This is a genomic window from Bariatricus massiliensis (assembly GCF_900086725.1).
In the GTDB taxonomy this organism is placed as follows: Bacteria; Bacillota; Clostridia; order Lachnospirales; family Lachnospiraceae; genus Allocoprococcus; species Allocoprococcus massiliensis.
Genome location: NZ_LT574838.1, coordinates 1566987 through 1591845, shown reverse-complemented (window position 1 = coordinate 1591845; position 24859 = coordinate 1566987). Strand labels below are relative to the sequence as shown.

The following is a 24859-nucleotide window of genomic DNA, read 5'->3' as shown; positions in this document are numbered from 1 at the left end:
TCAGTGGCTGTTAAGCAGTTGCTTTTCCAATTCATCCATGTCATAGGAACGCTCGATATAACCACTCTGTGAAGCCTTAGTGGATGCCGGCTTTTTGGCGCTGCTTTTTTTCTGGGCATTCTTTTCCTGCTCGTAGGCAGAATCCAGTATCCTGACATCCGCCAGTGTGCGCACATTATGTGAGCGCCAGTTCTGCAGTATCCGGTCTGTATATTCAAAACTTGGCTGATGGATAGCACTGATTGTACGGTTACAAGCCTCCAGTATGAGTTCTAAATCTGTCCCGTCGGTGTCCGTCCATTTGCGGATGAACTCCAATTCAGCCACAGCGGGTCCCCGCCCTTTTATGCCGAACGCGTTGAGAATGGAATAACAAGTCTTGTTGTACAATGCTGAAGTATTCTTTGCTTGCTCTACACTGGTAATATGCTCGTCCGCCCATGAAAGGGCGACTTTCTGTATATAATGCATACTCTTATGGCCATTCTCCACACAGTATTCGATTAGGTATTCGATTAAATCAGCAGAAAATCCCAGAGAATCATAAAAGTATGTAATTGTATCTACATCCGTTCTTGTCAATGTCTTACCTAAATATTGCTCTGCAATAAATAGAATCTGCTTCAATTCCTTGCGGCTTCTGGAAGCGCTCCGCTTCGGGGCAAGGGGAATATCCGGCTCGGATACCGGAGAAGCAGGGGCCACCGGGAGTACCTGAGAAGTCTGGGAAGGCAGAGTATCAGCGGCTGCCTGTGCTGCCGGGCCGCCGGGATACGCGGGAGAAGCAAACGCTGCTTCAGCCTCAGGACCACTGCGCTTCGGGACACGTCCCACTTCCAAGCCGACCACGCTTCCTGCACGGTCGTATTCTAAAGTGAGAAGCCCTTCCTTTTCCCAATACTTTAGCGCACGGAGTATATCACCTTCTGTATTCTCGAGACAATCGGCCATGTGGGCGATACTCAGGGATACACAAGGGTTATTCAGATGGCGCAGCAGCAGAAGGTATACTTTCACGTACTCTCCGTTGGCTGCCGCCATATAATTGTCGATAAATTCATTTTCCACGAGGGTGGTATTCCCCTGAAAACGGTTACGTAAAATTAATGCGCTCATATTCCCGCCCCCTTCTTATACTTGCTTGATTAGTATAACACTAACTGTGAGCGGGAAAAAGCACTTTTTTGTGGATAATTTTGTGTAGAAAATGTGGATAACTACTATTTTAAAAGTTCTTCCCCGATATTCACGACATCTCCGGCTCCCATGGTTATCAACAGGTCTCCGTTTTGGCAGTGCTGGAGTAGATATTGCTCTATATTTTTAAAGCTTGAAAGATAGACGGCGTCACCGCCCTCTGATTTTACGGCCTCGGCAAGCTGTTCTGATGTGATGCCCAGTGTATCGGTCTCTCTTGCCGCATAAATGTCCGCCAGAATCACATGATCTGCATGAGAGAGGGCCGCTGCGAACTCTTGGAACAATGCCTTTGTTCGTGTGTAGGTGTGGGGCTGGAAGACGCACCAAATCTCCCGGTGGGGGTAGTGCTTGGCGGATGTCAAGGTAGCCTCGATCTCTGTCGGATGGTGGGCGTAATCATCAATGATTGTGATGCCGTTCAGTTCGCCCTTGTACTCAAAACGTCTATCCGTGCCATGAAATGCGGAAAGCCCCTTTTGGATAACGGCAAATGGAATGTCAAGAAGACAGGCTGTGGCAACTGCGGACAAAGCATTCCACACATTATGCTCGCCTCCCACGGTGAGCGTGATGCGCCCCAGCGTATGCCCGGATTTGATGACATCAAAAGAAGCATTTCCTTTTTCATCGTAAGAAATGCCAGTTGCGCAGTAATCCATAGAGGTCTCTTTGCCGTAAGTGATAATATTGCATGTAAGGCCCGAGGTAATCATATCAAGTTTATCGATATCGCCGTTTACGATCAATGTCCCGTCTGTGGGAAGTAGCTGGGCAAATTTATGGAAAGAATCACGGATGTCGTCCAGATCTTTGAAAAAATCAAGATGATCGGCGTCAATGTTAAGAATAATCCCTATTTTCGGGAAAAAATGAAGGAAACTGTTCGTGTATTCACAAGCTTCTGTCACAAAAAGCCCGGAGTTCCCTACACGTATATTTCCGCCGATAGCCTTTAATATCCCACCTACAGAGATTGTAGGATCCAGTTCGCCGGCCAGAAATATATGGGAGAGCATGGAAGTGGTAGTCGTCTTGCCATGGGTTCCGGATACTGCAATCGGTGTCTCGTAATTTGTCATCAGCTGGCCGAGAAGTTCTGCCCGTGACAGAAGCGGAAGATTACGGCGCTTTGCCTCGGCAAGTTCTTCATTGTCGTCGTGAATTGCGGCTGTATAGACTACGACATCGATTCCTTCTATTATATTTGAAGATTTTTGTCCATAAAAAATGGAGGCCCCGTTTGCGGTAAGATGATCGGTCAACGGGGATTCTTTGGAGTCGGAGCCGGAAACGGTAAAATGCTCTTCCAGAAGAATCTCTGCAAGGCCGCTCATACTGATACCGCCGATTCCGATGAAATGAACGTGACATGGTTTTTTAAAATTAATTTTATACATAAATCACACTTCCTGTTCTGTTAAACTTATTTTATAAATCATATTTCAGTCATAATTTAAACTTTACTTTTATATTATATACATATATGCAAAAAAAACCAAGCCATTTCTTTTTGTAATATTTTCATAAAAAGTAAACAATATTGTAAAAATTTTTGTAAAAAATGTTCACTAAGTGAACGTGTTATGTTATAATGTAAGAACTAGAATTACTGAGAAGGGGTGAAGACATGATAAAAAAAGAGATGATAGCAATGTTATTAGCAGGAGGACAAGGCAGCAGGCTCGGAGTCTTAACTGCGAAGGTCGCAAAGCCGGCCGTTGCTTTTGGAGGTAAATACAGAATTATTGACTTCCCGCTCAGCAACTGTATCAACTCAGGTATTGATACGGTTGGTGTGCTGACACAATATCAGCCGCTTCGGCTTAATACACATATCGGCATTGGTATTCCTTGGGATTTGGACCGTAACATTGGAGGTGTCGCGATTCTCCCGCCGTATGAAAAGAGTACAAGCAGTGAGTGGTACACCGGTACTGCGAATGCCATTTATCAGAATCTGGACTATATGGAGACGTTCAATCCGGATTATGTATTGATTTTATCTGGCGACCATATCTATAAGATGGACTATGAGGTAATGCTTGATTTCCACAAGGAGAATAATGCGGATGTCACAATAGCAGCCATGCCAGTACCAATCGAGGAGGCAAGCCGTTTCGGTATCGTAATCACGGATGAGGATAACAAAATCACTGAATTTGAAGAAAAACCCGAGAATCCAAGAAGTAATCTGGCTTCCATGGGAATATACATATTCAGCTGGCCGGTATTACGGGATGCGCTGATATCGCTTCAGGATCAGCCAAGCTGTGACTTTGGAAAACATATCATTCCTTACTGCCATGAAAACGCGAAGCGTCTGTTTGCCTATGAATATAATGGCTATTGGAAGGACGTAGGGACACTCAATTCCTATTGGGAAGCCAATATGGAATTAATTGATATTATACCTGAATTTAATTTATATGAAGAGTTCTGGAAGATTTATACCAACAGTGATATTATTCCACCTCAATATATCTCAGAGCAGTCTGTGATTGAGAGAAGTATTATAGGAGACGGAGCGGAGATATGCGGTGAAGTGCATAACTGTGTAATCGGTTCCGGTGTTACGATAGGACAAGGCACCGTTGTCCGTGATTCTATCATTATGAAGGATGTTAATATTGGCGCTAATTGTGTGATAGATAAGGCCATCATTGCAGAGAATGTATTGATTGGTGACAATGTTACGCTGGGAATCGGAAGTGAAGTGCCGAACCAGCTTAGGCCGGATATCTATAATTCCGGACTGGTGACAATAGGAGAGAATTCTGTAATCCCGTCCGGTGTACAGATAGGTAAGAACACTGCTATCAGCGGAACGACAACGAAGGAAGATTATGAAAACGGCGTACTTGAAAGCGGCGAAGCATTAGTAAAGGCGGGTGACAGATAATGAGAGCAGTAGGGATTATTTTAGCAGGCGGAAACAGTAATAAGATGCGTGAGCTCACCCACAGACGTGCGGTGGCTGCTATGCCTATCGCAGGCAGCTATAGATGTATAGACTTTGCCCTCAGTAACATGTCTAACTCCCACGTTCAGAAAGTGGCGGTACTCACACAGTACAATGCACGTTCACTGAATGAGCATTTGAATTCCTCTAAATGGTGGGATTTCGGTAGAAAACAAGGCGGTCTATATGTGTTCACTCCGACCATCACAGTGGATAACGGTTATTGGTACAGAGGAACGGCGGATGCCATTTACCAGAACTTAGATTTTCTGAAGAGATGCCATGAGCCGTATGTTATCATCACATCCGGCGACGCGGTATATAAGCTTGATTACAATAAGGTCTTGGAATATCATATTGCAAAGAAAGCAGATATTACAGTAGTATGCAAGGATTTGGGCCCGAATGAGGATGCCAGCCGCTTCGGCACGGTGAAGATGAACGAGTCTATGCGTATAGAAGAATTCGAAGAGAAGCCGATGATCGCGAATTCCAACACCGTCTCTACCGGTATTTATGTAATCCGGAGAAGACAGTTGATTGACTTGATCGAGCACTGCGCAGAGGAAGAAAGACACGATTTTGTAACAGATATCTTGATTAGGTACAAGAATCTGAAAAAGATATATGGTTATAAAATAAAGGACTACTGGAGCAATATTTCTACAGTAGATGCTTATTACCAGACAAATATGGATTTCCTGAAACCAGAAGTAAGGAATTACTTCTTTAAGCAGCATCCGGACATCTATTCTAAGGTGACAGATTTGCCGCCGGCGAAGTACAATCCGGGGGCGGTTGTAAAGAATAGCCTTGTGGCCAGTGGCTGTATCATCAACGGTACCGTGGAGAATTCTATTTTGTTCAAGAAAGCGTTTGTGGGAAATAATTGTGTTATTAAAAATTCTATCATACTTAATGATGTATATCTGGGAGATAACACATACATCGAGAATTGTATTGTAGAGAGCCGTGACACAATACGGGCAAACACACGTCATGTTGGGGAAAATGGTGTGAAGGTAGTCGTAGAAAAGAACGAACGTTACGCATTGTAGGACGAGAGGTTAGCGCAATGCAATACTGGAGAAAGGGGCTAGAAGGAATGCAGATCACAGATGTACGCGTACGTAAAGTAGCGAAGGAAGGAAAGCTGAAAGCAGTAGTTTCAATTACTATGGATGAGGAGTTTGTAGTACATGATATCAAAGTAATTGAGGGAGAAAAAGGACTTTTCATCGCTATGCCAAGTAAAAAAGCATTAGACGGCGAATATCGAGATATTGCGCATCCAATCAATTCTGGAACAAGAGAACGAATTCAGAAGATTATTCTGGATAAGTATGAAGAAGCGTTACAGGAAGAAGAGACAGCAGTGGCTGAAGCTTAGATTGGAAGTCATTGGGAAAATGAAAAGTATGGGCGGGCAGAATCTTCTGCCCGCTTTTTATAACATAGGGAACTTCGTTCCTTATGTTATAAAAACCCTCTGGGGGGATGCACACAATGTGCAGGGGAAAGCTGCTTCGCAGCCGCACATTGGCGCGCAAAGTGTACAAGTCCCTCATGGGTGAGGGATATAGGGAGTTGAATGGGACTTGTCCACTTTATTCAACACAGGGAACTTTCTTTGTGATTGACATTTATGTTTCTTCAAAGTAAAATGACAACAAGAAAAAAGATAAAAAATGAGGAAAAGGAGCGGCTGCATATGAATAAGAACTATGATGTAATTGCGCTGGGGGAAATGTTGATTGATTTTACACTGAACGGAAAGAGTGGTCAGGGAAACAACCTTTTTGAGGCGAATCCCGGAGGGGCGCCTTGTAATGTGCTTGCCATTCTTAGAAAGCTGGGAAAGAAGACCGCGTTTATCGGAAAAGTGGGAAATGACCAGTTCGGCCGTCTTCTGAAAGAGACAATCGAGGAAGCGGGGATCGATTCTTCCTGCCTGCTTATGGATGAGGAGGTTCATACGACCCTTGCATTTGTACATACCTTTCCGGATGGGGACAGGGAATTCTCATTTTACAGAAATCCGGGAGCGGATATGATGCTTCGGGAGGAAGAAGTGGATGAGGAGGTATTGAAGCAGGCCAGAATTTTCCACTTTGGCACGCTGTCCATGACGCATGACGAGGTGAGAAGCGCTACAATGAAGGCTGTGAAAGCGGCCAAGGATAATGGCCTGATTGTTTCCCTCGACCCGAATCTGCGGCCTCCGCTGTGGAGTTCTATGGAGCTGGCGAAGGAGCAGATGCTGAACGCCATGCAGTATTGTGATATATTGAAGATTTCTGACAATGAGATTCAGTTCGTGACCGGAGTGGAAGACTACGACGAGGGTATTCGAATCATCAGGGAACGGTTCCAGATTCCGCTTGTATGTCTCACCCTTGGAAAGGAAGGAAGCCGGGCATACTATAAAGATATGCGCGTAGAAGTACCGGGCTTTGTGCAGGAGAATGTGGTAGATACGACAGGCGCCGGAGATACTTTCTGTGGCAGTGTGCTCAATTATGTGCTGGAGCATGGACTGGAGGAATTGAGCGAAGAAGATTTAAAGGAGATGCTGACATTTGCCAATGCAGCGGCATCCTTGATTACAACGAAAAAAGGTGCGATTCGCTCCATGCCGGAAAAAGAAGAGATTGAAAAGTTGATAAAATAATATGGAAAATAAGGATGTACCCAGATATCATGTGCAGAACTAATCTGTCGTAATGTCCGGGTACATTTTTTATAGTTTTTTCTCTTTGAATTGTGTAAATAATATTGACGAATAGTGTCGAAAAGCATATAATATGACTTAGATGTAACCGGTTACATAGCGAGGGAGAAAAAGTGAAATGAAGAATGCGACAATTTCAGATATCGCTAAAAGAGCAGAGGTATCTAAGGCAACCGTATCCAGAGTGCTGAATTCTCCGGAAAAAGTGGAACAAGGGACCAGACTAAAGATTGAGCAGATTATGAAAGAACTCAGCTATACGCCGTCGGCTACGGCTAGGAACCTATCCAAACAGGTATCATCGACAGTCGGAGTGATAGTCCCTGAAATCAGCAATAGCTTTTTTGGTGAATTATTTTCAGGAATCGAGGAGATTGTGAATAAAAATGATTTATCACTTCTTTACTGCAGCAATGACGATGATGAGGAAAAGGACATGACGGCATTGGCGTTGATGGATACCCAGAGAGTCAGGGGCGTGCTCTATGTTCCGGCGGTCAATTATGAAGCAGTGGGAAAGCGAAAAGAGATTGAGCGGATGCTGGCAGCGCTGAAATGCCCTGTAATATGCATAGACCGTGACATCGGGCTGCCGTTTGACACGGTACATTTTGATGACAAATCGGCGCTGAGGCAGACGGTAGTGACATTGGCAGAGAAGGGATGCAGCCGCATAGCGATTATTAACGGCAATAACAGGAGTAATGTACTGGCCTCTGAGCGATATGAGGGATATTTGGAGGGACTAAAGGAAGCGGGGCTGCCATTGGATACCAGTCTTGTATTTCACGGTGAATATCATAGGGGATATGCTTATGAGACAACCAAACAGCTGTTGAAAAGAAAAGAGCAGCCTGACGCGGTCATTACCTGCAACAACAGTCTGGGGAGGGGGTACCTGCAGGCCGTTTACGAAATGGGGCGGCAAAATACCTATACACATGTGAGTCTGGACAGAATAGAGATGCTTGATATTTTGGGGATTTCTCATAACTATATTGAGCGCGATTCCTTTGAATTGGGAAGAAGAGCGGCAGAACTGCTAGTTGGCAGAATCGCTTTTCCGGAAAGAGAAACACAGAATATTTTGCTGGAGGCGCCATTAATCAGAGAGACGTTTTAAAAGAGTAGGAGAAAATGAGATGGAGGAGGTATCAGGGTATGGAACATGGGATTTATTATGCGTATTGGGAGCATGAATGGACGGGGGATTATATACAATACATAAAAAAGGCCGCCAGTCTGGGATTTGATATTTTGGAGATTGCGGCGGGGCCTCTTCCCTTATATTCGGACGCCCAGCTTTTGGAATTGCGGGAGTGCGCGAAGGAATATGGGGTGCGTATTACGGTAGGGTACGGGCCGGCTCCGGAAAATAATATTGCATCTTCGGATGCGGGGGTGCGCGAAAATGCGTTAAAGTTCTACACGGATTTATTTAAACGGATGGAAAAGCTTCACGCCACATTGATTGGCGGTGCGCTCTATTCTTGCTGGCCTGTTGACTATACGAAGACGGTGGACAAAAAGGGAGATGTGGAAAGAGGGATTGAAGGCATGGCAAAGCTTGGAAAGATAGCTGCGCAGTGTGGAATTAATACTCTGGGAATGGAGTGCCTGAACCGGTTTGAGAACCATGTACTTAATACGGCAAAGGAAGGCGTGGACTTTGTAAAGGCAGTCCACCAATTAGAAGGGGAAGCGAAAAATGTTAAGGTCATGCTGGACACGTTCCATATGAATATCGAGGAGCAGAGCATCGGTGAAGCCATTCGGACGGCGGGCCCTCTTCTTGGCCATTTTCATACGGGGGAATGTAACAGAATGGTACCCGGAGAGGGACGGATTCCGTGGAGAGAAATACACGATGCGCTGCGGGCCATACAGTACGATGGCCCCATTGTTATGGAGCCCTTTGTCATGCCGGGGGGACAGATTGGGCAGGATATTAAAGTTTGGCGCAATATGATTCCCGACATCAGTGAAAAAGCATTGGATGAGTCGGCCAAAAAAGCACTGTATTTTCAGAGATATATGCTGGATTATCAGTAAGCCTAGTCTCGCATGAACTCATTGATTACGTGAAGGACGCCGTCTTCATCATTCGACTTGGTGATGAAGTCGGCTTTTTCAAGCACGAGGGGCTGGGCGTTCTGCATCGCCACTCCCAATCCCGCACTCTCGATCATGGTTACATCATTGTAGCCGTCTCCACAGCAGATCATCTCGTCAGATGTCAGTCCGATACTGTTCAAAAGGCGTTGAAGAGAGAAAGCCTTGTCAATTTTCTGAGGCATAATCTCTAAAAAGTAAGGCTCTGAGCAATAGATGTTGAGAAGCCCCCGGAACTTGTTGGTGAGCTCCTTCTGCACTCTGGCAATTTCATCTGGTTCCCCGGTCACTAGAAATTTATTGTTTGGGTAGCCGGAGACGTACTCACAGAAATTTTCTGTCCGCCGGATTGGCATGTGATTGATACGGGACTCAGACTCGGTATAGCGGTTGGGGGTAAAGGCGGAAATCAGCTCCGCCGTGTCATAGGATACCATATCTACGGTGTAATTCCGGCAGATATCGTAGAGAGGCGCAGTGATTTCCAACGGCAAGGTTTTGTTGTAGATAAGGGCCCCGGAGCGGCAGTCGATAATGCGCGCGCCATTGAAGGAGAGGATGTAACTTCCATAAGCGGAGAGCCGCAGGCTTTCTGCCAGAGGGACAACACCCTGTGTGGGTCGCCCTGACGCGAGTACCACCTTTTTCCCCTGCTCTTGTATCTCAAGAAGAGCCGCGCGAGTCGGCTCTGTTATCTGCTTGTTGGAGTTGGTCAGCGTGCCATCCAAGTCAAGCACAAGTATCTGATATTTCATGATGGTTCCCCCTGCTAAAATGTCTTCAGTTTTTCTACAATCTCAGGAAAGTTCATACTGTGGGAAGCCTTGACCATGACAGTGTCGCCTTTCTGAATAATCGTGTCTATCTTAGACATAAATTCCTCTTTTGTTTCGAAGTAGTAGGCTGCGTTTTTATTACCTTGAATACGTCTCTGGGCGGATGCCCCCTCCCAAGTGTTGCGGGAGAGCTTTCCGATGCAGCAGATGACGTCGATTCCCTTCCGGGACGCGTATACGCCGGTGTTGTAGTGGAGCTCTTTTTCGTTGGCGCCAAGTTCGAACATGTCACCCATGACGGCGACGGTACGTCCCAGCGCATAGGAAAGAACATCCAAGGCGCCCTGCATGGAAGCCGGACTGGCATTGTAACAGTCATCGATAATCATGAGGGAAGATGTTTCGATTAGATTGGTTCTTCCCGCTATCGTCCGCAGACTTTCGATGCCGGCTTTTATTTCCTGCAGTGTAAGGCCGAGGGCGATTCCCGTGCACGCGCCGGCAAGCGCGTTGTAGAGCATATGTTTTCCGGGAACAGGGATATGTACGCGTACTTTTCCGGTTGGAAGGTGAAGGGTACACATAGTTCCTTTTAGGCCCAGATTTTCTATATCATCTGCGTAGGCGTCCAGATTTTCCGCCAATCCAAAGAAAACAGGCGGCCTGCCCTGAACGGATGAGATTGTCTGAAGTTTATCATCATCTCCATTTAATAGCACAGTGGCATTGGGCTTTAAATGGTCGAACACCTCGGTCTTTGCCTGAAGGATACCGTCACGGCTTCCAAGATTCTCTAAATGTGCCAGACCGATATTCGTGATAATACAGATGTCGGGCTGACTGACTGTGGCCAGACGGTGCATTTCTCCAAAATGATCGATTCCCATCTCCAGAACTGCAATTTCGTGCTCCTCGGTGATGTTGAATATGGTCAGAGGAAGTCCTATTTCGTTGTTATAGTTCCCTTCCGTCTTGAGTACATTGTATTTTTGGGAAAGAACGGAGGCAACGGTCTCCTTTGTACTTGTCTTTCCTACGCTTCCGGTGACACCGACTACTTTGATGTCCAGAGAATTTCGGTAGTATACGGCTAGAGCCATCAAAGCCTGCTCTGAGGAATCTACCTTAATATAGGGATAACCGGCTTCCGGGATGTCCTGCTCAGATAACGTGCAGAGAGCTCCGGCCTCCATGACTTGTGGAATAAAGCTATGGCCGTCTACTTTAGCGCCCTTGATAGGGACAAAGAGGAAGTCCTTTTCAATCTTGCGGCTGTCGATCGCGACACCGGCTATTTCACGCTGTAATAAATCATCACTGCCACAGTAGACCCCGTGGCAGGCAGTTGTAATGTTATGTAAAGTCATATGTTTCATGGCGTATTTCCTTTTTCTGTTCTGAAGGGTTCATGATATCGCCGCTGATATTTAACGATATCTCGCATCTAAAGATTTTTCAACAATTAATTCGCATAAGCTGCCAAATTCGATTCCCGCCGCAGCAGCTTCCTTTGGAAGAAGGCTGGCTGCGGTCATGCCCGGAAGGGTATTGACCTCTAAGCAGTATATATTGCCATTGTCATCAAGCAGGAAGTCTGCTCTGGAATAGACATTGAGTTTTAGGGCACGGTAAGCATGTTCCGTGGATTTCTGCATCTGTCGGGCAATCTCATCCGGTATATTGGCGGGGCAGATTTCTTCCGTACAACCGGCCTGATATTTGTTGGCGTAATCAAAAAATCCAGATTTGGGAATAATCTCTATGACCGGAAGCGCCTTACCGTCGATAATTCCGCAGGCAAATTCACGCCCTTTGATGTACGATTCAATGATAACGCAGTCCTCATGAACAAAAGATTCTTCGACTGCCTTTCTATATTCCTCTTCTGTATGGCAAATATAAACGCCGATGCTTGAACCACCTGAGCAGGGCTTTACGACAACGGGCAGAGAAAGCCCAAATTCTGACAGGGGTTTATCCTTTGACTTTTTATAAAGCCATGTTCCTTCCGGTGTCGGTATGTTATTCATGTTAAAAATCTGCTTCGTGACACTTTTATCCATGGCAAGTACGTTGCCCAGAGAGTCCGGCCCTGTATACCGAATTCCTAAAAGGTCGAATGCCGCCTGCAGGCGGCCGTCTTCACCATAACCACCGTGCAGGCCTAAAAAGGCGATATCGGCCATACGGCATAGTTCAATAACATTTGGGCCGAAGAAACAATCAGATTTATCTTCACGGGAAGCTTTGACGGCTTCAATGTCCGGCTCGGTTGATTTGATTCCATCTGCAATCTCGAGGTTGGCACCCGGAAGATCGAATACCTCTTCCAGATTCTCCGGGGCGTTCGGAAGTCCCAGAAATACATCAAGAAGAATTGCCTGATGTCCACGCCCTCTTAACGCACGGCAGATTTCTGCCCCCGAGGTGAGGGAGACGTCACGCTCGCCGCTTAACCCCCCCGTTAGTACTATAATTTTCATGTCGATGTCCTCCTTATTAATCTGTCACACTCATCTGGTCCAGCAATTCCTTCTTCACTTGATAGAGCTGCTCGGATAAATCCACATACACTTGATGAGGATTGAAGAGACGCTTTGTCTCATCCCACAGAGTCTCTTTTTCCTGCTTACAATAAGATGCAATCTCCATAACGCTTGGAGACTGATATACACATTCCCCTTTGACAAAGACTGGCTCCATCATTTCCCGGACGGTGTAAGTACCACCTTTTAACTTGGTCTTCTTCCAGGTCTCAAGAGGGTCGAAGAGAAGGAGATCCTCTGAAGAATCAATCACTTCGTCTTCAAAGCAAATTAAATCAGCCTTAATTTTTCCGCTGTCTTTTTCGTAGATTCTGAAAATAGTTTTGTTGCCGGGATTTGTTATTTTTTCCGTGTTTTCGGAAAGCTTAATCTTCGGGACGAACTCACCGTTCTCATTTTGTATTGCGGCCAGCTTATAGACGCCCCCGAAGGCCGGGCAGTCTTTGGACGTAATCAGATGTGTGCCGACGCCCCAAGAGTTGATTGCCGCCCCCTGCATTTTTAAATCATGAATCAGATACTCATCCAAATCGTTGGACGCACAGATGCTGGCTTCCGGAAAACCGGCTTCATCTAACATTTTACGGGCCTTCTTAGACAAATATGCCAAATCGCCGCTGTCCAGACGTATTCCGAAACGTTTGGGATCGGCGCCCTTTTCCTTCATCTCCTGAAAGACACGGATAGCATTGGGAACACCGGATTTCAACGTGTCATAGGTGTCCACCAGCAAAGTACAGGCGGCCGGATACAATTCGGCATAAGCCTTGAACGCGGTATACTCATCCGGAAAGCTCATAATCCAGCTGTGGGCGTGAGTACCCATTACCGGCACGTCGAACATCTGCCCCGCAAGAACGTTGGAGGTTCCCACACAGCCGGCTATCATAGCGGCCCGTGCGCCGAAAAGACCTGCATCGGGACCCTGTGCCCGGCGTAGACCGAATTCCATCACGCCTCCTTCTCCGGCGGCAAATACAACACGGGAAGCTTTGGTGGCAATCAGGCATTGATGATTGAGTATGTTCAAAATAGCGGTCTCTACCAGCTGGGCCTCCATAATGGGAGCGATTACCTTCAAAAGCGGCTCTTTAGGAAAGATGACACTTCCCTCAGGAATGGCATAGATGCTTCCTGTAAAGTGATATCCGCTCAAATATTGGAGAAAATCTTCGGAAAACATATGGAGTCCTCTTAGATAATCAACATCTTCATAAGAAAAATTTAGATTTTTGATATATTCAATGACTTGTTCCAGCCCGGCGCATATAGAATAGCCAGAGCTGCAAGGATTACTGCGGAAAAAAACATCAAAAATAACAACTTCATTTTCCTGTTGTTCAAAATACCCCTGCATCATAGTCAGTTCATATAAATCTGTCATCAATGTCAGGTTTCTAGTGTTCATGAGTCTACCTCTTTTCATTAGAATCGGCCGGTCACGAGAATCCGCCGTATTATTACATCAAACCAGTGAGGCATTGCGGTTTATTGTCTCTTGGATAAGCTCCTGACAATGCCGGCCCAGATGCTTTCTGGTTTCTTTGTCGAGTTCCTTTGGATAGATAGGTTTCCCATATTCAATCACGACATGCACTTTTTTTATACGGGGAAACTGATTTTCAAAAATAGCCGCTGTATTATTCAGGCTCATCGGGATAATGGCACAGCCGCTTTTCTCTGCTATTTTTAGGGCGCCGTCTTTAAAGGGAAGCATACTGAGCTCTTCACCTTTGTTACGCGTCCCTTCAGGGAAAATGCAGATGGAAATTCCCTTTTTAACATATTCGATAGCTTGGAGAATCGTCTTCAAGCCTTCTTTCATATTCTCTCTGTCAAGAAACAGGCAGTACAGATACTTCATCCATGTGGAAAGGAGCGGGATATGTTCCATTTCCTTTTTGGCCACATAACCGGTCAGACGTCTGCATCGAGAATAGGTGAGCAGAATGTCAAAAAAACTTCTGTGGTTACCGATAAAAAGCACGGGCTCATCCGGTATGTTCTCTTCTCCGATCACGGTGGCAGATACACCGGTCATCTTCAGAATTACTTTAAATGCCCACTGCACAATCCGAAGGGAGCTCATGTCTCTGGCCTGACGGTTGAATTTGCCGATTATCCATTCTATAAAAAATACAGGAATCGTTAAAATGAGGAAAAGTATCAGAAAAATAACTACGAATATAAAACGTATCATTTGTAGGCCCTCTCTCTCTGAGTAATCGTATAAGTAGCGCTGCTGCCTGTGAGTAATCGTATAAGCAGCTAGGCTGCTAGCCACAACATTTGTTGTGGCTAGATGTGTGTGAAACACACACATCTTTATACGATTATACTATCGTCATGGTAAAAATACAAGGTGGAGAATGTTTGAGTTTATATGGTTTTGGGGTTGGTTGTTTTGCTTTACAATAGAGATGTCAGATGTTCTTATGTACTATAATGATATTGTGTTTTGGAGCTATACGGTTCCTATATAACTTTTGGTTATAAATGGAATCTCTAGAATATCATGTTCGCTGTATTTTGCAAAAATATCTTTCAAACTGTGGATAAAGTCATCATAATTTTTATCATTAAATCTGGGGGCGTAAGAGGTTGATAATTCGTAGCCGATGAAACGCTGTTCATCAAATTTTACGGGATTTTGATATCTTCGTTCTTCGCAGCCGTTTGCAAAAAAGTTAGAAAACTGTTCCGCTCCTTTCGCATTTGTCCCGCCTGAGAATCCGCCAAAGTCAGGGCAGTATTTTTCGAGTATCGCTCTGTTTTCTTTGGAAAAAGCGTTCGTCTCGTCCCGACTGTTCCATACTAAAACGACCTTGCCATCCGTCTTCAAAATGCGTTGGCATTCTTGCTTGAAGGTTCTTGAATCAAACCAGTGAAAAGCCTGTGCTACGGTGATGAAATCAATGCTGTGGCGGGGAAGAGTAGTATGTTCTGCAGCGCTGTTTACGTAGATTACATTAGTAAATCCGTTTAAATAGCATTTGGCGTTTTCCAGCATATCGGTGTTCGGCTCGACCGCATAAACAGTATTTCCTTGTTCTAGCAGATGTTTCGTAAGGATTCCCGTGCCTGCGCCGATGTCGGCCAAAATGCTTTCTTCGGTCATTCCGGCTTCAGTATAAAGATATTTGATAAAGTCTTCTGGGTAACAGGGACGGTATTGTGCATATAATTTACCCTTTTCGTTAAATTTATTTTCGTTCATAAGGTTCTCCTAATTTGTTGTTCATTTCTACTTTATCACATATCTGCACGTCAATCTACAGTAATAAATTCCGAAAAACATAATATGATATTAAGGAGAATATGCAAAAAAGGAATTCTATGAGGCGAATGCTGTGTGTGCTTGTCTGTTTGCTTCCGGCTCTGCTGCTGGCCGGTTGTTCTGTGGAGAAGACAGATAAAACCAAACTGAAGGATCTGGAATATACCATTGTGGAGAAGGATGAAATTCCGGATGAGATGAAGGCGGAGATAGAGAAACGAAAGGCAGAGCCATTCAAAATCACGTATGGCGACGGAGCATCTCTTTACATCGGACAGGGTTACGGAAAAAGGGAGACCAGTGGATACAGCGTGGAAATAAAGGCGTGTTATGAGACATCCAATTCTATTTTTATACATACCAATCTGATTGGACCAGGCAATGATGAAGAAATCAGTGAGAAGGCGACCTATCCGTATGTTGTGGTGAAGATGCCGTGGAGTGAAAAAACAGTCCTATATAAATAAAGAAATTTCAGGAGGGAAAAGAAAGTATGGAGTTAGTAAAAAAGAAAATCAGAACGAACATGTTGGGAAAAACGGTTGTCGATCAGTTTATGATTGACGATGATTATAATGTGCCGGACTCTAAGAATGATGTGGGCCGGGTAGTGTCCGGCGAGGGGACGATTAAAATCGAGGAAATAAAGCGGGTGGAAAACTATTTAAGAGTCACGGGAAAGCTGTATTTTAAAGCGCTGTATGTGACGGACGAGGGTGAGCCCAGACTGTCGTCGCTTGATGGAAAAATGCCCTTTGAAGAAATGATTTATATGGAGGAGGAGACCGAAGGGGAATATGTTGTCCAAGTAGGCCGGGTGGAATTTACGGCATCCGTGATACATTCCCGGAAACTCAGCCTGAAAGCCGTGGTGGAACTTACGGTGCACACGGAGCGAGGCGCCGACGAGGAGACGACAGTGGATGTGGACTCCGGAAAAACCTTGTATAAAAAACAGCGTCCTTTGGAATTATTACAATTACATACAAATAAGAGGGACATTTACCGGATCAAAGAAGAAATCACGATTCCGGGCACAAAGGAAAATATAGGAACCCTGCTCTGGACGGATGTGAGCTCCAGAAAAATGGACACAAAGCTGGGACAGGACGCGCTCTTTATCCGCGGGGAACTGCTGGTGTTCTGTTTTTATGAGTCACAGGATGGAAAGACGGACTGGGTGGAGCAGGTCGTTCCCTATGAGGGGCGTGTGGAGTGTATGGGAGCAGATGAGAGTCTGTATCACCATGTCTATGACCAGCTTGGTGATATCAATGTGGAAGTCCGCATGGATGAAGACGGGGAGATGCGCGCGCTCGGCGTGGAGGCCACCCTTGATTTAAGGATACTCATTTACGAAGAAGAAAATATAGAAATTCTGGAAGACGTCTATGCGCTGGACGAGGAATGTATGCCTCAAAAGCGTCCCACGGTGTATGAAGAGTTGATCATGCAGAACCATTCTAAATGTAAGGTGACAGAGCAGCTGAACCTTCCGGAACTAAAGGAGGAGATTCTGCAGATATGCCATACCGGTGGAAGCCTGCAGGTAGAACATATGGAGGTGGTGCCGGAGGGGATTCAGATAGATGGCGTACTGCATGTGAACTTTCTTTATGTAAAGGCCAATGACGCGGTTCCCTTCGACATGTGGTCTGGTATGATACCCTTTTCGTATTTGCTGGAGAGTGGAAAGACTTGTGACGACATGCGGTATGATATCACCTATGCCGTAGAACAGCTGAGCGTGGGACTGTCAGGGAGCGACGAGGTGGAAATTAAGGCAGTGCTTACATTCAAAAGCTTTCTGCGAAGCCCGGTCAATACGCAGGTCATCACCGATTTAGAATTCCATCCTTTTGATGAAAATGAAATGAGCCAGAGGCCGGGAATCGTAGGATATATTGTGAAGGACGGAGATGATCTATGGAGCCTGGCAAAAAAATATTATACAACAATGGACGGAATAATGGAAATCAATGGATTAACCTCAGAAGATTTAAAAGAAGGTGATAAAATATTGATTTTTAAAGAAAATATGAGTATACTATAAGAAAAAGTACAATGTATACAAGATACAAAAAATGGTGAAAAAAATACAATCCAGATAAAAGAGGTGAACACATATGGAGAAACTGGAGCTGAAAGCACTGGGTAAGATTAATCTGGGACTGGATGTGATTGGACGACGGGACAATGGATACCACGATGTGAGAATGGTGATGCAGACTCTATATCTCTACGACAATGTGGTTCTCGAGAAAAAAACCGAGCCGGGGATAGAAATCGAATCCAATCTATTCTTTCTTCCAAAAGACGATAATAATATAGCTTACAAGGCGGCAAAGCTATTGATAGATGAATTTCAAATACAGGGCGGTATTAAAATTACTCTGGATAAGCATATACCTGTGGCGGCCGGCATGGCGGGCGGAAGCTCCAATGCCGCCGCGGTGCTGTACGGAATGAACCGGATGTTCGGGCTGGGGCTCAGTCAGGAGGAACTTATGGAGCGGGGCGTTGTACTTGGGGCGGATGTCCCCTATTGTATTATGCGGGGAACCGTTCTGGCGGAGGGAATCGGAGAAGTGCTGACGCCTCTGGCGCCTATGCCGAAATGCCAGATACTCATCGCAAAGCCTCCGATCAGCGTTTCGACTAAACTTGTCTATGAAAAGCTTGATTCCAAGGAGATTGAACAGCACCCGGACATAGACGGTATCATTGCGGGGCTGGAAGCCGGTGATTTGAGCGCGGTAGCGTCTTCCATGGGGAATGTGCTGGAAAAGGTGACAGTTGAAGAATATCCTGTGATTGCGCAGATTAAGGAGTGCATGTTGAGGGGAGGAGCGCTGGGCGCGATGATGAGCGGCAGCGGTCCCACCGTATTTGGGATTTTTAAGGACAGGAGAACAGTAAAGCAGGCCAGTGAGCTTGTGAAAGAACAAGGATTGGCACGTCAGGTATATATTGCGAATGTGCACAATGCCAGAAGGAGATAAAGGATGGAGCCTAATTTTGAAGTAAATATGAATGAATATCTGCCGCTCAGAGATGTAGTGTTCAACACACTCCGTCAGGCAATCTTAAGAGGAGAGTTAAAACCGGGAGAGAGGCTCATGGAAATTCAGCTGGCGAATAAGCTGGGAGTAAGCCGTACCCCGATTCGGGAAGCTATCCGTAAACTGGAGCTGGAAGGCCTTGTGCTCATGGTTCCAAGAAAAGGCGCGGAAGTGGCAGAGATTACGGAAAAGAACCTGATGGATGTACTCGAGGTGCGGAAAGCGCTGGAGGAGCTTGCGGTAGAGCTTGCTTGTGACAGAATCTCACAAGGACAGATCGAGGAGATGAAAGTTGCGGCCAAGGAGTTCCAGCAGGTACTGAAAAGTGGAGATGTGACTAAGATCGCGGAGGCGGATGTGAAGTTCCATGATATTATATTTTCTGCCACAGACAATCAGCGGCTTATCTCTCTGCTGAATAATTTGAGAGAGCAGATGTACCGTTTCCGTGTAGAACATTTGAAAAAAAAGGAATGTTATCCCAAGCTGATGGAAGAGCATGAACTGATTATCGAGATGATTGAAAAGCGCCGGAAAAAGGAAGCCTGCGAGATTATAGGTAAACATATTGACAATCAGGTCATTACCGTTTCCGATGTCATCCGTGAGAAAAAGTAGAAGTAGAAAGTGAAAAATAAAAACGTGCGGCGGGCTGAATAAAGCCTGCCGTTTATGTGCATACTCCCATTAAAAGATATGGGAGGTACATAGATGGACAGAGAGCTTTATTTACCGGATGAACATAGAAGACATGGAAACGCTGGAAAAAGAGGGCGGCTTAAGAATAGAATTTGTATTGTCGTGACATTTTTAATGGCAGTTTTATTGACCGGCAGCATTGTCAGAGGGCAGCAGGTGGAGGCGAAGGTAGAAAAAACGCAGCAGGATCTTGCGAAAGAGGTGTTTCGTTTTCACGTGCTGGCCAACAGTGACAGCGAGGAGGATCAGGCACTTAAAATGGAAGTGAAGGAGTCGGTTTTGGATTATATGAAAGAACAGATTCCGGAGTCTGACAGCGCCGAGGAGACGAAGGAGTGGGCGAGAGGCCATTTGGAGCAAATCGAAGGGATTGCAGAAAAGATTGTAAAAGAAAACGGATATACCTATCAAGTAAATGCAGAAGTGACTTTCTGCGATTTCCCGGACAAGACTTATGGGGATGTTACATTTCCGGCAGGGCGTTATGAGGCACTGCGGATAGAAATCGGCAGGGCCGAGGGACATAACTGGTGGTGCGTTCTTTACCCTAATTTATGTTTTCTGGATTCCGTACACGCGGTAGTCCCGGAGGAAGGAAAAGAAGAGCTCCGGCAAGTGCTGACCGACGAGGAATATGAGATGGTGACTGCTACGACATATTTTAAGGTCAAATGGTTCTTTTTTGAGTAATGTGCAGGACACGTCAAATACTTTGACGTGTTTTCCTTGCAATTGCACAGGGAAATGTGTAGAATACAAACCAAGGGGACAAAAGATATGACGGATTTTTTAGTGAAGTTATTTGTAAAAGATAATAAAGATGTAGAAAAGGTGTCTGTGCGCACGGCCTACGGAGTGTTGGCCAGCGGGGTGGGCATCTTTTGTAATGTATTTCTATTTCTGGCTAAGCTGGCAATCGGACTTGTTCTCCACAGTGTCTCGGTTACTGCGGATGCATTTAACAACTTATCCGACGCAGGTTCGTCAGTCATCGGGCTTGTGGGCGTCAAGATGGCGGAAAAGCCGGCAGATGAAGAGCATCCGTTCGGACACGGGAGAATGGAATACATAGCAGCGTTGGTGGTGGCATTTTTAGTAATCGAAGTAGGGTTTACTTTTTTTAAAGATTCAATCGGAAAAATACGCCATCCGGAAATGCTGAAGTTTCAGGCCGTATCGGTGGTTATACTCATATTATCCGTAGGAGTGAAGCTGTGGATGGGGATGTTTAACCGGAAGCTTGGCAGGCGCATTGACTCGCAGGTGATGCTGGCGACGGCCGCGGACTCTCTTGGGGACGTGATTACAACTACAGCGACGATTGTCTCCATTGTATTTTGGAAAATCACAGGCATCAATATTGATGGATTTGTCGGACTGGGGGTCTCTCTGGTCGTTATGTGGGCGGGTATCGGTATAGCCAAAGATACGCTTGAGCCCCTGCTGGGGGAGGCTGTCAGTGCGGAGGAGTATCGCAATGTAAAACATTTTGTAGAGAAGTATGACGGAATTGTGGGAAGCCATGATTTAATCGTACATAATTATGGACCGGGAAGAAGTATGGCAAGCATCCATGCGGAGGTGCCCAATGATGTGCCCATTGAACGTTCCCACGAGGTGATTGACCGCATAGAGCGTGACGCCAGCCGTGAACTGGGGATATTTTTAGTCATCCATATGGATCCCATTGAGACGAAAAATGAACTGGTGCTGAAGGTGAAACGGCAGGCGGAGGAAGTTGTTTCCAGTCTGGACACAAGAAGCAGTATCCATGACTTCCGTATGGTGGACGGTGAGGAACAAATTAATCTGATCTTTGATTTGGTTGTTCCAAGGGAATATTCTGAAAGTCAGGAGAATGCGCTCATGATGTCGATTCTGGAAAGACTTCAGGAGATGGACGCGCGCTACCAGTGCGTCATAACGGTAGAAAAGAGCTATGTAGCAGAAAAGTAAGAGAGGGAAGACATATGTATGCATTTAATAGCCGTGTACGTTATAGTGAAGTAGACCATACAGAACTCATGACACTGCCGGCATTGATAAATTATTTTCAAGACTGCAGTACGTTCCAGTCGGAAGATATCGGCCTTGGTATCGAGGTGCTGAAGGAAAGAGGAAAAGTCTGGGTGCTTTCATCGTGGCAGATTGAAGTGGCGCGATATCCGAAGATGGGAGAGCGCATTACTGTTGAGACTTGGGCCACCGGGTTCGACGGGCTTTATGGCACAAGGAATTTCCGGATGAAGGATGAAGCGGGAAACGTGGCCGCTTATGCGAACTCTATCTGGGTATTCATGGACACGAAAAAGAACCGTCCTATACGTCCTCAGGATGAGGATGTGGAGGCTTATGGTGTGGAAGAGCCGATTGATATGGAGTATGCTCCAAGGAAGATCGCGCTGCCGGAGAAGGCGGAGCGGGGGGAAGAGTTCCCGGTGCTGCGAAGCCAGATCGACACAAATGAACATGTAAATAACTGCCAGTACATACAGATGGCGTTAGAGATTATGCCGGAATGTTCCCGGGCGGGAAGTATCCGTGTAGAATATAAAAAGTCTGCGGTGCTTGGGGACATTATTGTACCGTATACAGCAGTTCTTCCGGAGCGAAAAGTGGTGGAGCTTTGCGGTTTGGATGGGAAACGATTTGCTATAGTAGAGTTTAAGGAGAATTAGGATGAAATTAGGAGAAAAACAAGTACTGACAGTAGTGAAGACCGTAGAATTCGGTGTGTATCTGGGGACTGAGAATGATAAGGTGCTTCTTCCAAAGAAGCAGGTGCCCAAAGATATAGAGCCGGGAGATCCGATCGAGGTGTTTCTATACAAGGATTCCTCGGACAGACTGATTGCCACCACCAACGAACCGAAGCTTACGCTGGGAGAGCTTGCGGTGCTGGAAGTGCTGCAGGTGGGAAAAGTAGGAGCTTTCTTGGACTGGGGACTTGAAAAAGACTTGTTCCTTCCGTTTAAGGAGCAGACTGCCAAGGTGAAGCCGGGGGACAGATGTCTGGTGACACTTTACATTGACAAGAGCCAGAGACTGTGCGCTACAATGAAGGTGTACGAATCGCTGCGCAAGGATTCCCCTTATAAAAAGGATGACCGGGTGAAGGGAATCATCTACGATACCAGTGATAACTTTGGTCTCTTTGTAGCCGTGGATGAGAAGTTCTCTGGATTGATTCCGAAGCGGGAAGTCCCGGCTGGTCTGTCGGTAGGCGATGAAATCGAGGCGCGGGTTACCGAGGTGAAGCCGGACGGTAAACTTAGTTTGAGTGTGCGGGAAAAAGCGTTTATACAGATGGATAAGGATGCGGTAACCGTGCTGAAAAAGCTGGAGGAGAACGGCGGAAGCATTCCCTTCAATGACAAAGCGGATGCCGAGTTGATTAAAAAAGAATTCGGAATGAGTAAAAATGCATTTAAACGAGCAGTAGGACATTTATATAAGGAAAGAAAGATTTTAATCCGCGAGGATGGAATTACATTGAAATAATGCTCATTGGTAATTATTTACAAAAATAGATTGCGTAATTTGTGCACAATTACAAAAGTGCCGAATTTTTACAATTCCCTTGATTTTCGGTAAATTATCGTATATATTGGGGGTGTAAAAGAAAAGATGAGTAGAAAAGAAAAGGAGATGTACAATAATGAAAGTGCAGAATATCACAAATATCGAGAAGTTTTTTGAAGTAGTAGACAGTTGTACAGGAAAAGTTGAGTTAGTAACAGGAGAAGGCGACAGATTAAATCTGAAATCCAAGTTATCACAGTATGTTTCTATGGCTAATATTTTCTCTAACGGAGAGATTCCGGAGTTGGAAATCATTGCTTATGAGAAGGAAGATATTGATAAATTGGTTGCATTTATGATTAATGGCTAATAGATAAAAATTAGATTGTGAATATGTAACTGAGAGATTGTTCTTGCATGAGAATATTATGTAAGAACAATCTTTTTTTATTATATAGGAAAGTCCTTCGAACTTTCCTATATAATAAAACCCTCCGGGGGATGCACACAATGTGCAGAGGAAAGCTGCTTCGCAGCCGCACATTGGCGCACAAAGTGTACAAGTCCCTCATGAGTGAGGGATATAGGGAGTTGAAGTGGACTTGTCCACTTTGTTCTGTAAATAAATACAGACCGATATGTTATTGTGAAAAATGACTAAAACTGATTCCGATAATACGGAAAATAGATACTATATATACAAAAATGAGAGGCTGTGGTAAGATGAAGAAAATAGGAAAAATAAACAGGGTATAAGACTTTTGTTCTTCTTTAGCGAAATGTTATCCGTAGCATTGGTATTTTCTTTCTACGCTATGAAAAGCACTGTGACGGAATGGGCAAATCAAGGCCTAACGGATGTCTACATGTATCTGGCCGTTAGGATAACGGGATATGCGGTGATTGCCGCGGGGATATTCGTCGTTGTCTTTTCTATGAAATACTACATAAAGGTGAGGCTTCGAGATTACAGTCTTTTTCTAATTCTTGGGATGAAAAAGAGGATGCTAAGGCAATTTATAGGAATGGAATATCTTTTGGGATGGATTGTTTCGCTTGGAACAGGTATTTTGCTTGGAAATGGTGTCCAGATTTTATTTAAGTTTGCCGTGAGGAAATATTATGGAGGACAGGCAGTTACGATTTCTGTGCCATTGGAAGTGTATAAATATACATTTATCATCAGTGTAATTATGATTCTGGTTGTGCTGGCCGTGATTGCGGTTCTTCTGGAAGAGCGCGGGATGTCCAATCTCATAACTGCAGAGGTAAAAAAAGAGCGGCGCCCGGTAAATCGACACTGGCTTATTGTAGTGCTGCTGGGAACTCTAGTTTTATGTGTGTCATATGTTTTCATGAACCAGCTGGGATGGAATTATTTCAATGAGAACGGGACATATTCTCTGGCAGGCTGTGTCATCAGCGGAGGCATTCTCATGATGTTTGGAGGAAGCCTGCTATTAGAGCGTGTGCGAAAAAATGAAAAGTACTATTTTAAGAAAACTCACGCCATATCCGGCGGGGAGAAGCAGAGGACTGCGATTTGCCGTGCGCTTGTGAATTCACCGGGACTTCTTCTGGCGGATGAGCCGACCGGGAATCTGGACTCTAAGTCCAGCGAGATAGTGATTCAGGTGTTGGAAGAGATCAACGAGAAGTTCGGCAAGACAATTCTTCTGGTTACCCATGACCCCATTGTCGCAAGTCACTGTAAAAAGGTTCTTTTCCTCAAGGACGGTAATATCGTCAACACGGTGGCGCGAGAGGGGAAACGGGATGACTTCTATAAGGAGATTCTTGTCAATATTGCCAGATTGTAGATGTGAAAAGATAATATGAGTTGCTGAAAGAGGAAAATGATTCTGGTCAAAATCGTTTTAGGATTATCAAAAAATTATCTAAAGTGTATAAGAGTCGGTCAAAACAAATGAAAAAGTAGTGATATATATACAAAAATGTACAAGTGTGGTATGCT

General features: G+C 45.2%; 24 protein-coding genes. 16 read left to right on the top strand and 8 right to left on the bottom strand.

The genetic code is table 11. From position 1 onward, the window contains the following. Both BN6465_RS19200 and murC read right to left on the bottom strand, forming a co-directional pair. Positions 1–1116: a DnaD domain protein gene (locus BN6465_RS19200; RefSeq protein ID WP_066738223.1), complete on the bottom strand. Its 1116-nt coding sequence runs from the start codon at positions 1114–1116 to the stop codon at positions 1–3. A gap of 104 nt (positions 1117–1220) precedes the next feature. Continuing rightward, entirely contained in the window at positions 1221–2597 is a 1377-nt protein-coding gene (murC, locus tag BN6465_RS19195; protein WP_066738221.1) for a UDP-N-acetylmuramate--L-alanine ligase, read from the bottom strand. A 230-nt stretch (positions 2598–2827) separates the two neighbouring features. Between murC and BN6465_RS19190 the strand changes: the two genes are divergently transcribed. From BN6465_RS19190 to BN6465_RS19160, 6 genes are all read left to right on the top strand, one after another. Then, positions 2828–4099 (top strand): glucose-1-phosphate adenylyltransferase, encoded by a 1272-nt coding sequence (locus BN6465_RS19190; RefSeq protein ID WP_066738219.1) that lies wholly within the window; start codon positions 2828–2830, stop codon positions 4097–4099. Beyond that, positions 4099–5217, top strand: a complete 1119-nt coding sequence (glgD, locus tag BN6465_RS19185) for a glucose-1-phosphate adenylyltransferase subunit GlgD (protein ID WP_066738217.1) — start codon at positions 4099–4101, stop codon at positions 5215–5217. Before BN6465_RS19190 ends, glgD begins: the two co-directional genes overlap by 1 nt. 47 nt (positions 5218–5264) lie before the next feature. After that, positions 5265–5549, top strand: a complete 285-nt coding sequence (gene spoVG / locus BN6465_RS19180) for a septation regulator SpoVG (RefSeq protein WP_066738807.1) — start codon at positions 5265–5267, stop codon at positions 5547–5549. Between the two features lie 321 nt (positions 5550–5870). Continuing rightward, positions 5871–6830, top strand: a complete 960-nt coding sequence (locus BN6465_RS19170) for a carbohydrate kinase family protein (RefSeq protein ID WP_066738806.1) — start codon at positions 5871–5873, stop codon at positions 6828–6830. Between the two features lie 178 nt (positions 6831–7008). Then, entirely contained in the window at positions 7009–8013 is a 1005-nt protein-coding gene (locus tag BN6465_RS19165) for a LacI family DNA-binding transcriptional regulator (RefSeq protein WP_066738212.1), read from the top strand. A 38-nt stretch (positions 8014–8051) separates the two neighbouring features. After that, positions 8052–8942 carry a D-psicose 3-epimerase gene (locus tag BN6465_RS19160; protein ID WP_066738209.1) on the top strand — a complete coding sequence of 297 codons (891 nt, stop codon included), beginning with the start codon at positions 8052–8054 and terminating at the stop codon, positions 8940–8942. Positions 8943–8944: 2 nt separating this feature from the next. Here the strand turns inward: BN6465_RS19160 and BN6465_RS19155 are convergent, their stop codons facing one another. The 6 genes from BN6465_RS19155 to BN6465_RS19130 form a co-directional block, all read right to left on the bottom strand. After that, on the bottom strand, positions 8945–9757 hold the full coding sequence (locus BN6465_RS19155) for a Cof-type HAD-IIB family hydrolase (protein ID WP_066738206.1): 813 nt from the start codon (positions 9755–9757) through the stop codon (positions 8945–8947). Positions 9758–9771: 14 nt separating this feature from the next. Continuing rightward, complete coding sequence (locus BN6465_RS19150) at positions 9772–11154, bottom strand: UDP-N-acetylmuramoyl-tripeptide--D-alanyl-D-alanine ligase (RefSeq protein WP_066738203.1); 1383 nt, start codon at positions 11152–11154, stop codon at positions 9772–9774. A gap of 51 nt (positions 11155–11205) precedes the next feature. Beyond that, complete coding sequence (locus BN6465_RS19145; protein WP_066738200.1) at positions 11206–12261, bottom strand: D-alanine--D-alanine ligase family protein; 1056 nt, start codon at positions 12259–12261, stop codon at positions 11206–11208. 16 nt (positions 12262–12277) lie between these two features. After that, the gene (locus BN6465_RS19140; RefSeq protein WP_066738197.1) at positions 12278–13732 is read right to left on the bottom strand and encodes a nicotinate phosphoribosyltransferase; all 1455 of its coding nucleotides are present in this window, start codon (positions 13730–13732) and stop codon (positions 12278–12280) included. Positions 13733–13789: 57 nt separating this feature from the next. Continuing rightward, positions 13790–14524 (bottom strand): lysophospholipid acyltransferase family protein, encoded by a 735-nt coding sequence (locus BN6465_RS19135; RefSeq protein WP_066738195.1) that lies wholly within the window; start codon positions 14522–14524, stop codon positions 13790–13792. A 264-nt stretch (positions 14525–14788) separates the two neighbouring features. Then, a complete protein-coding gene (locus tag BN6465_RS19130; RefSeq protein WP_066738193.1) occupies positions 14789–15541 on the bottom strand; it encodes a class I SAM-dependent methyltransferase in 753 nt (250 codons plus the stop codon). A 119-nt stretch (positions 15542–15660) separates the two neighbouring features. Between BN6465_RS19130 and BN6465_RS19125 the strand changes: the two genes are divergently transcribed. From BN6465_RS19125 to BN6465_RS21090, 10 genes are all read left to right on the top strand, one after another. Beyond that, a complete protein-coding gene (locus BN6465_RS19125) occupies positions 15661–16068 on the top strand; it encodes a protease complex subunit PrcB family protein (protein WP_227183747.1) in 408 nt (135 codons plus the stop codon). A gap of 26 nt (positions 16069–16094) precedes the next feature. Then, positions 16095–17654: a DUF3794 and LysM peptidoglycan-binding domain-containing protein gene (locus BN6465_RS19120; RefSeq protein WP_066738189.1), complete on the top strand. Its 1560-nt coding sequence runs from the start codon at positions 16095–16097 to the stop codon at positions 17652–17654. A 73-nt stretch (positions 17655–17727) separates the two neighbouring features. Then, on the top strand, positions 17728–18603 hold the full coding sequence (ispE, locus tag BN6465_RS19115) for a 4-(cytidine 5'-diphospho)-2-C-methyl-D-erythritol kinase (protein ID WP_066738188.1): 876 nt from the start codon (positions 17728–17730) through the stop codon (positions 18601–18603). A gap of 3 nt (positions 18604–18606) precedes the next feature. Then, positions 18607–19281: a GntR family transcriptional regulator gene (locus BN6465_RS19110; RefSeq protein WP_066738187.1), complete on the top strand. Its 675-nt coding sequence runs from the start codon at positions 18607–18609 to the stop codon at positions 19279–19281. A 93-nt stretch (positions 19282–19374) separates the two neighbouring features. Further along, a complete protein-coding gene (spoIIR, locus tag BN6465_RS19105; protein WP_066738186.1) occupies positions 19375–20052 on the top strand; it encodes a stage II sporulation protein R in 678 nt (225 codons plus the stop codon). 87 nt (positions 20053–20139) lie between these two features. Beyond that, entirely contained in the window at positions 20140–21318 is a 1179-nt protein-coding gene (locus BN6465_RS19100) for a cation diffusion facilitator family transporter (protein ID WP_066738184.1), read from the top strand. 14 nt (positions 21319–21332) lie between these two features. Continuing rightward, a complete protein-coding gene (locus BN6465_RS19095; RefSeq protein ID WP_066738182.1) occupies positions 21333–22040 on the top strand; it encodes an acyl-[acyl-carrier-protein] thioesterase in 708 nt (235 codons plus the stop codon). Between the two features lies 1 nt (position 22041). Continuing rightward, on the top strand, positions 22042–22863 hold the full coding sequence (locus BN6465_RS19090) for a CvfB family protein (RefSeq protein WP_066738180.1): 822 nt from the start codon (positions 22042–22044) through the stop codon (positions 22861–22863). A 157-nt stretch (positions 22864–23020) separates the two neighbouring features. Then, positions 23021–23254, top strand: coding sequence for a polya polymerase (locus BN6465_RS19085; RefSeq protein ID WP_066738179.1), 234 nt, complete (start codon positions 23021–23023; stop codon positions 23252–23254). Positions 23255–23711: 457 nt separating this feature from the next. Beyond that, on the top strand, positions 23712–24704 hold the full coding sequence (locus tag BN6465_RS21090; RefSeq protein ID WP_199882863.1) for an FtsX-like permease family protein: 993 nt from the start codon (positions 23712–23714) through the stop codon (positions 24702–24704). The last annotated feature ends 155 nt before the right edge of the window (positions 24705–24859 follow it).

Coding starts and splice junctions, on each gene's coding strand:
- BN6465_RS19135 (WP_066738195.1), bottom strand. CDS start 14,524: ATGATACGTTTTATATTCGTAGTTATTTTTCTGATACTTTTCCTCATT.
- BN6465_RS19085 (WP_066738179.1), top strand. CDS start 23,021: ATGAAAGTGCAGAATATCACAAATATCGAGAAGTTTTTTGAAGTAGTA.
- spoIIR (WP_066738186.1), top strand. CDS start 19,375: ATGGACAGAGAGCTTTATTTACCGGATGAACATAGAAGACATGGAAAC.
- ispE (WP_066738188.1), top strand. CDS start 17,728: ATGGAGAAACTGGAGCTGAAAGCACTGGGTAAGATTAATCTGGGACTG.
- spoVG (WP_066738807.1), top strand. CDS start 5,265: ATGCAGATCACAGATGTACGCGTACGTAAAGTAGCGAAGGAAGGAAAG.
- BN6465_RS19095 (WP_066738182.1), top strand. CDS start 21,333: ATGTATGCATTTAATAGCCGTGTACGTTATAGTGAAGTAGACCATACA.
- BN6465_RS19200 (WP_066738223.1), bottom strand. CDS start 1,116: ATGAGCGCATTAATTTTACGTAACCGTTTTCAGGGGAATACCACCCTC.
- murC (WP_066738221.1), bottom strand. CDS start 2,597: ATGTATAAAATTAATTTTAAAAAACCATGTCACGTTCATTTCATCGGA.
- BN6465_RS19155 (WP_066738206.1), bottom strand. CDS start 9,757: ATGAAATATCAGATACTTGTGCTTGACTTGGATGGCACGCTGACCAAC.
- BN6465_RS19110 (WP_066738187.1), top strand. CDS start 18,607: ATGGAGCCTAATTTTGAAGTAAATATGAATGAATATCTGCCGCTCAGA.
- BN6465_RS19170 (WP_066738806.1), top strand. CDS start 5,871: ATGAATAAGAACTATGATGTAATTGCGCTGGGGGAAATGTTGATTGAT.
- BN6465_RS19150 (WP_066738203.1), bottom strand. CDS start 11,154: ATGAAACATATGACTTTACATAACATTACAACTGCCTGCCACGGGGTC.
- glgD (WP_066738217.1), top strand. CDS start 4,099: ATGAGAGCAGTAGGGATTATTTTAGCAGGCGGAAACAGTAATAAGATG.
- BN6465_RS19165 (WP_066738212.1), top strand. CDS start 7,009: ATGAAGAATGCGACAATTTCAGATATCGCTAAAAGAGCAGAGGTATCT.
- BN6465_RS19190 (WP_066738219.1), top strand. CDS start 2,828: ATGATAAAAAAAGAGATGATAGCAATGTTATTAGCAGGAGGACAAGGC.
- BN6465_RS19130 (WP_066738193.1), bottom strand. CDS start 15,541: ATGAACGAAAATAAATTTAACGAAAAGGGTAAATTATATGCACAATAC.
- BN6465_RS19125 (WP_227183747.1), top strand. CDS start 15,661: ATGAGGCGAATGCTGTGTGTGCTTGTCTGTTTGCTTCCGGCTCTGCTG.
- BN6465_RS19120 (WP_066738189.1), top strand. CDS start 16,095: ATGGAGTTAGTAAAAAAGAAAATCAGAACGAACATGTTGGGAAAAACG.
- BN6465_RS19090 (WP_066738180.1), top strand. CDS start 22,042: ATGAAATTAGGAGAAAAACAAGTACTGACAGTAGTGAAGACCGTAGAA.
- BN6465_RS19160 (WP_066738209.1), top strand. CDS start 8,052: ATGGAACATGGGATTTATTATGCGTATTGGGAGCATGAATGGACGGGG.
- BN6465_RS19140 (WP_066738197.1), bottom strand. CDS start 13,732: ATGAACACTAGAAACCTGACATTGATGACAGATTTATATGAACTGACT.
- BN6465_RS19145 (WP_066738200.1), bottom strand. CDS start 12,261: ATGAAAATTATAGTACTAACGGGGGGGTTAAGCGGCGAGCGTGACGTC.
- BN6465_RS19100 (WP_066738184.1), top strand. CDS start 20,140: ATGACGGATTTTTTAGTGAAGTTATTTGTAAAAGATAATAAAGATGTA.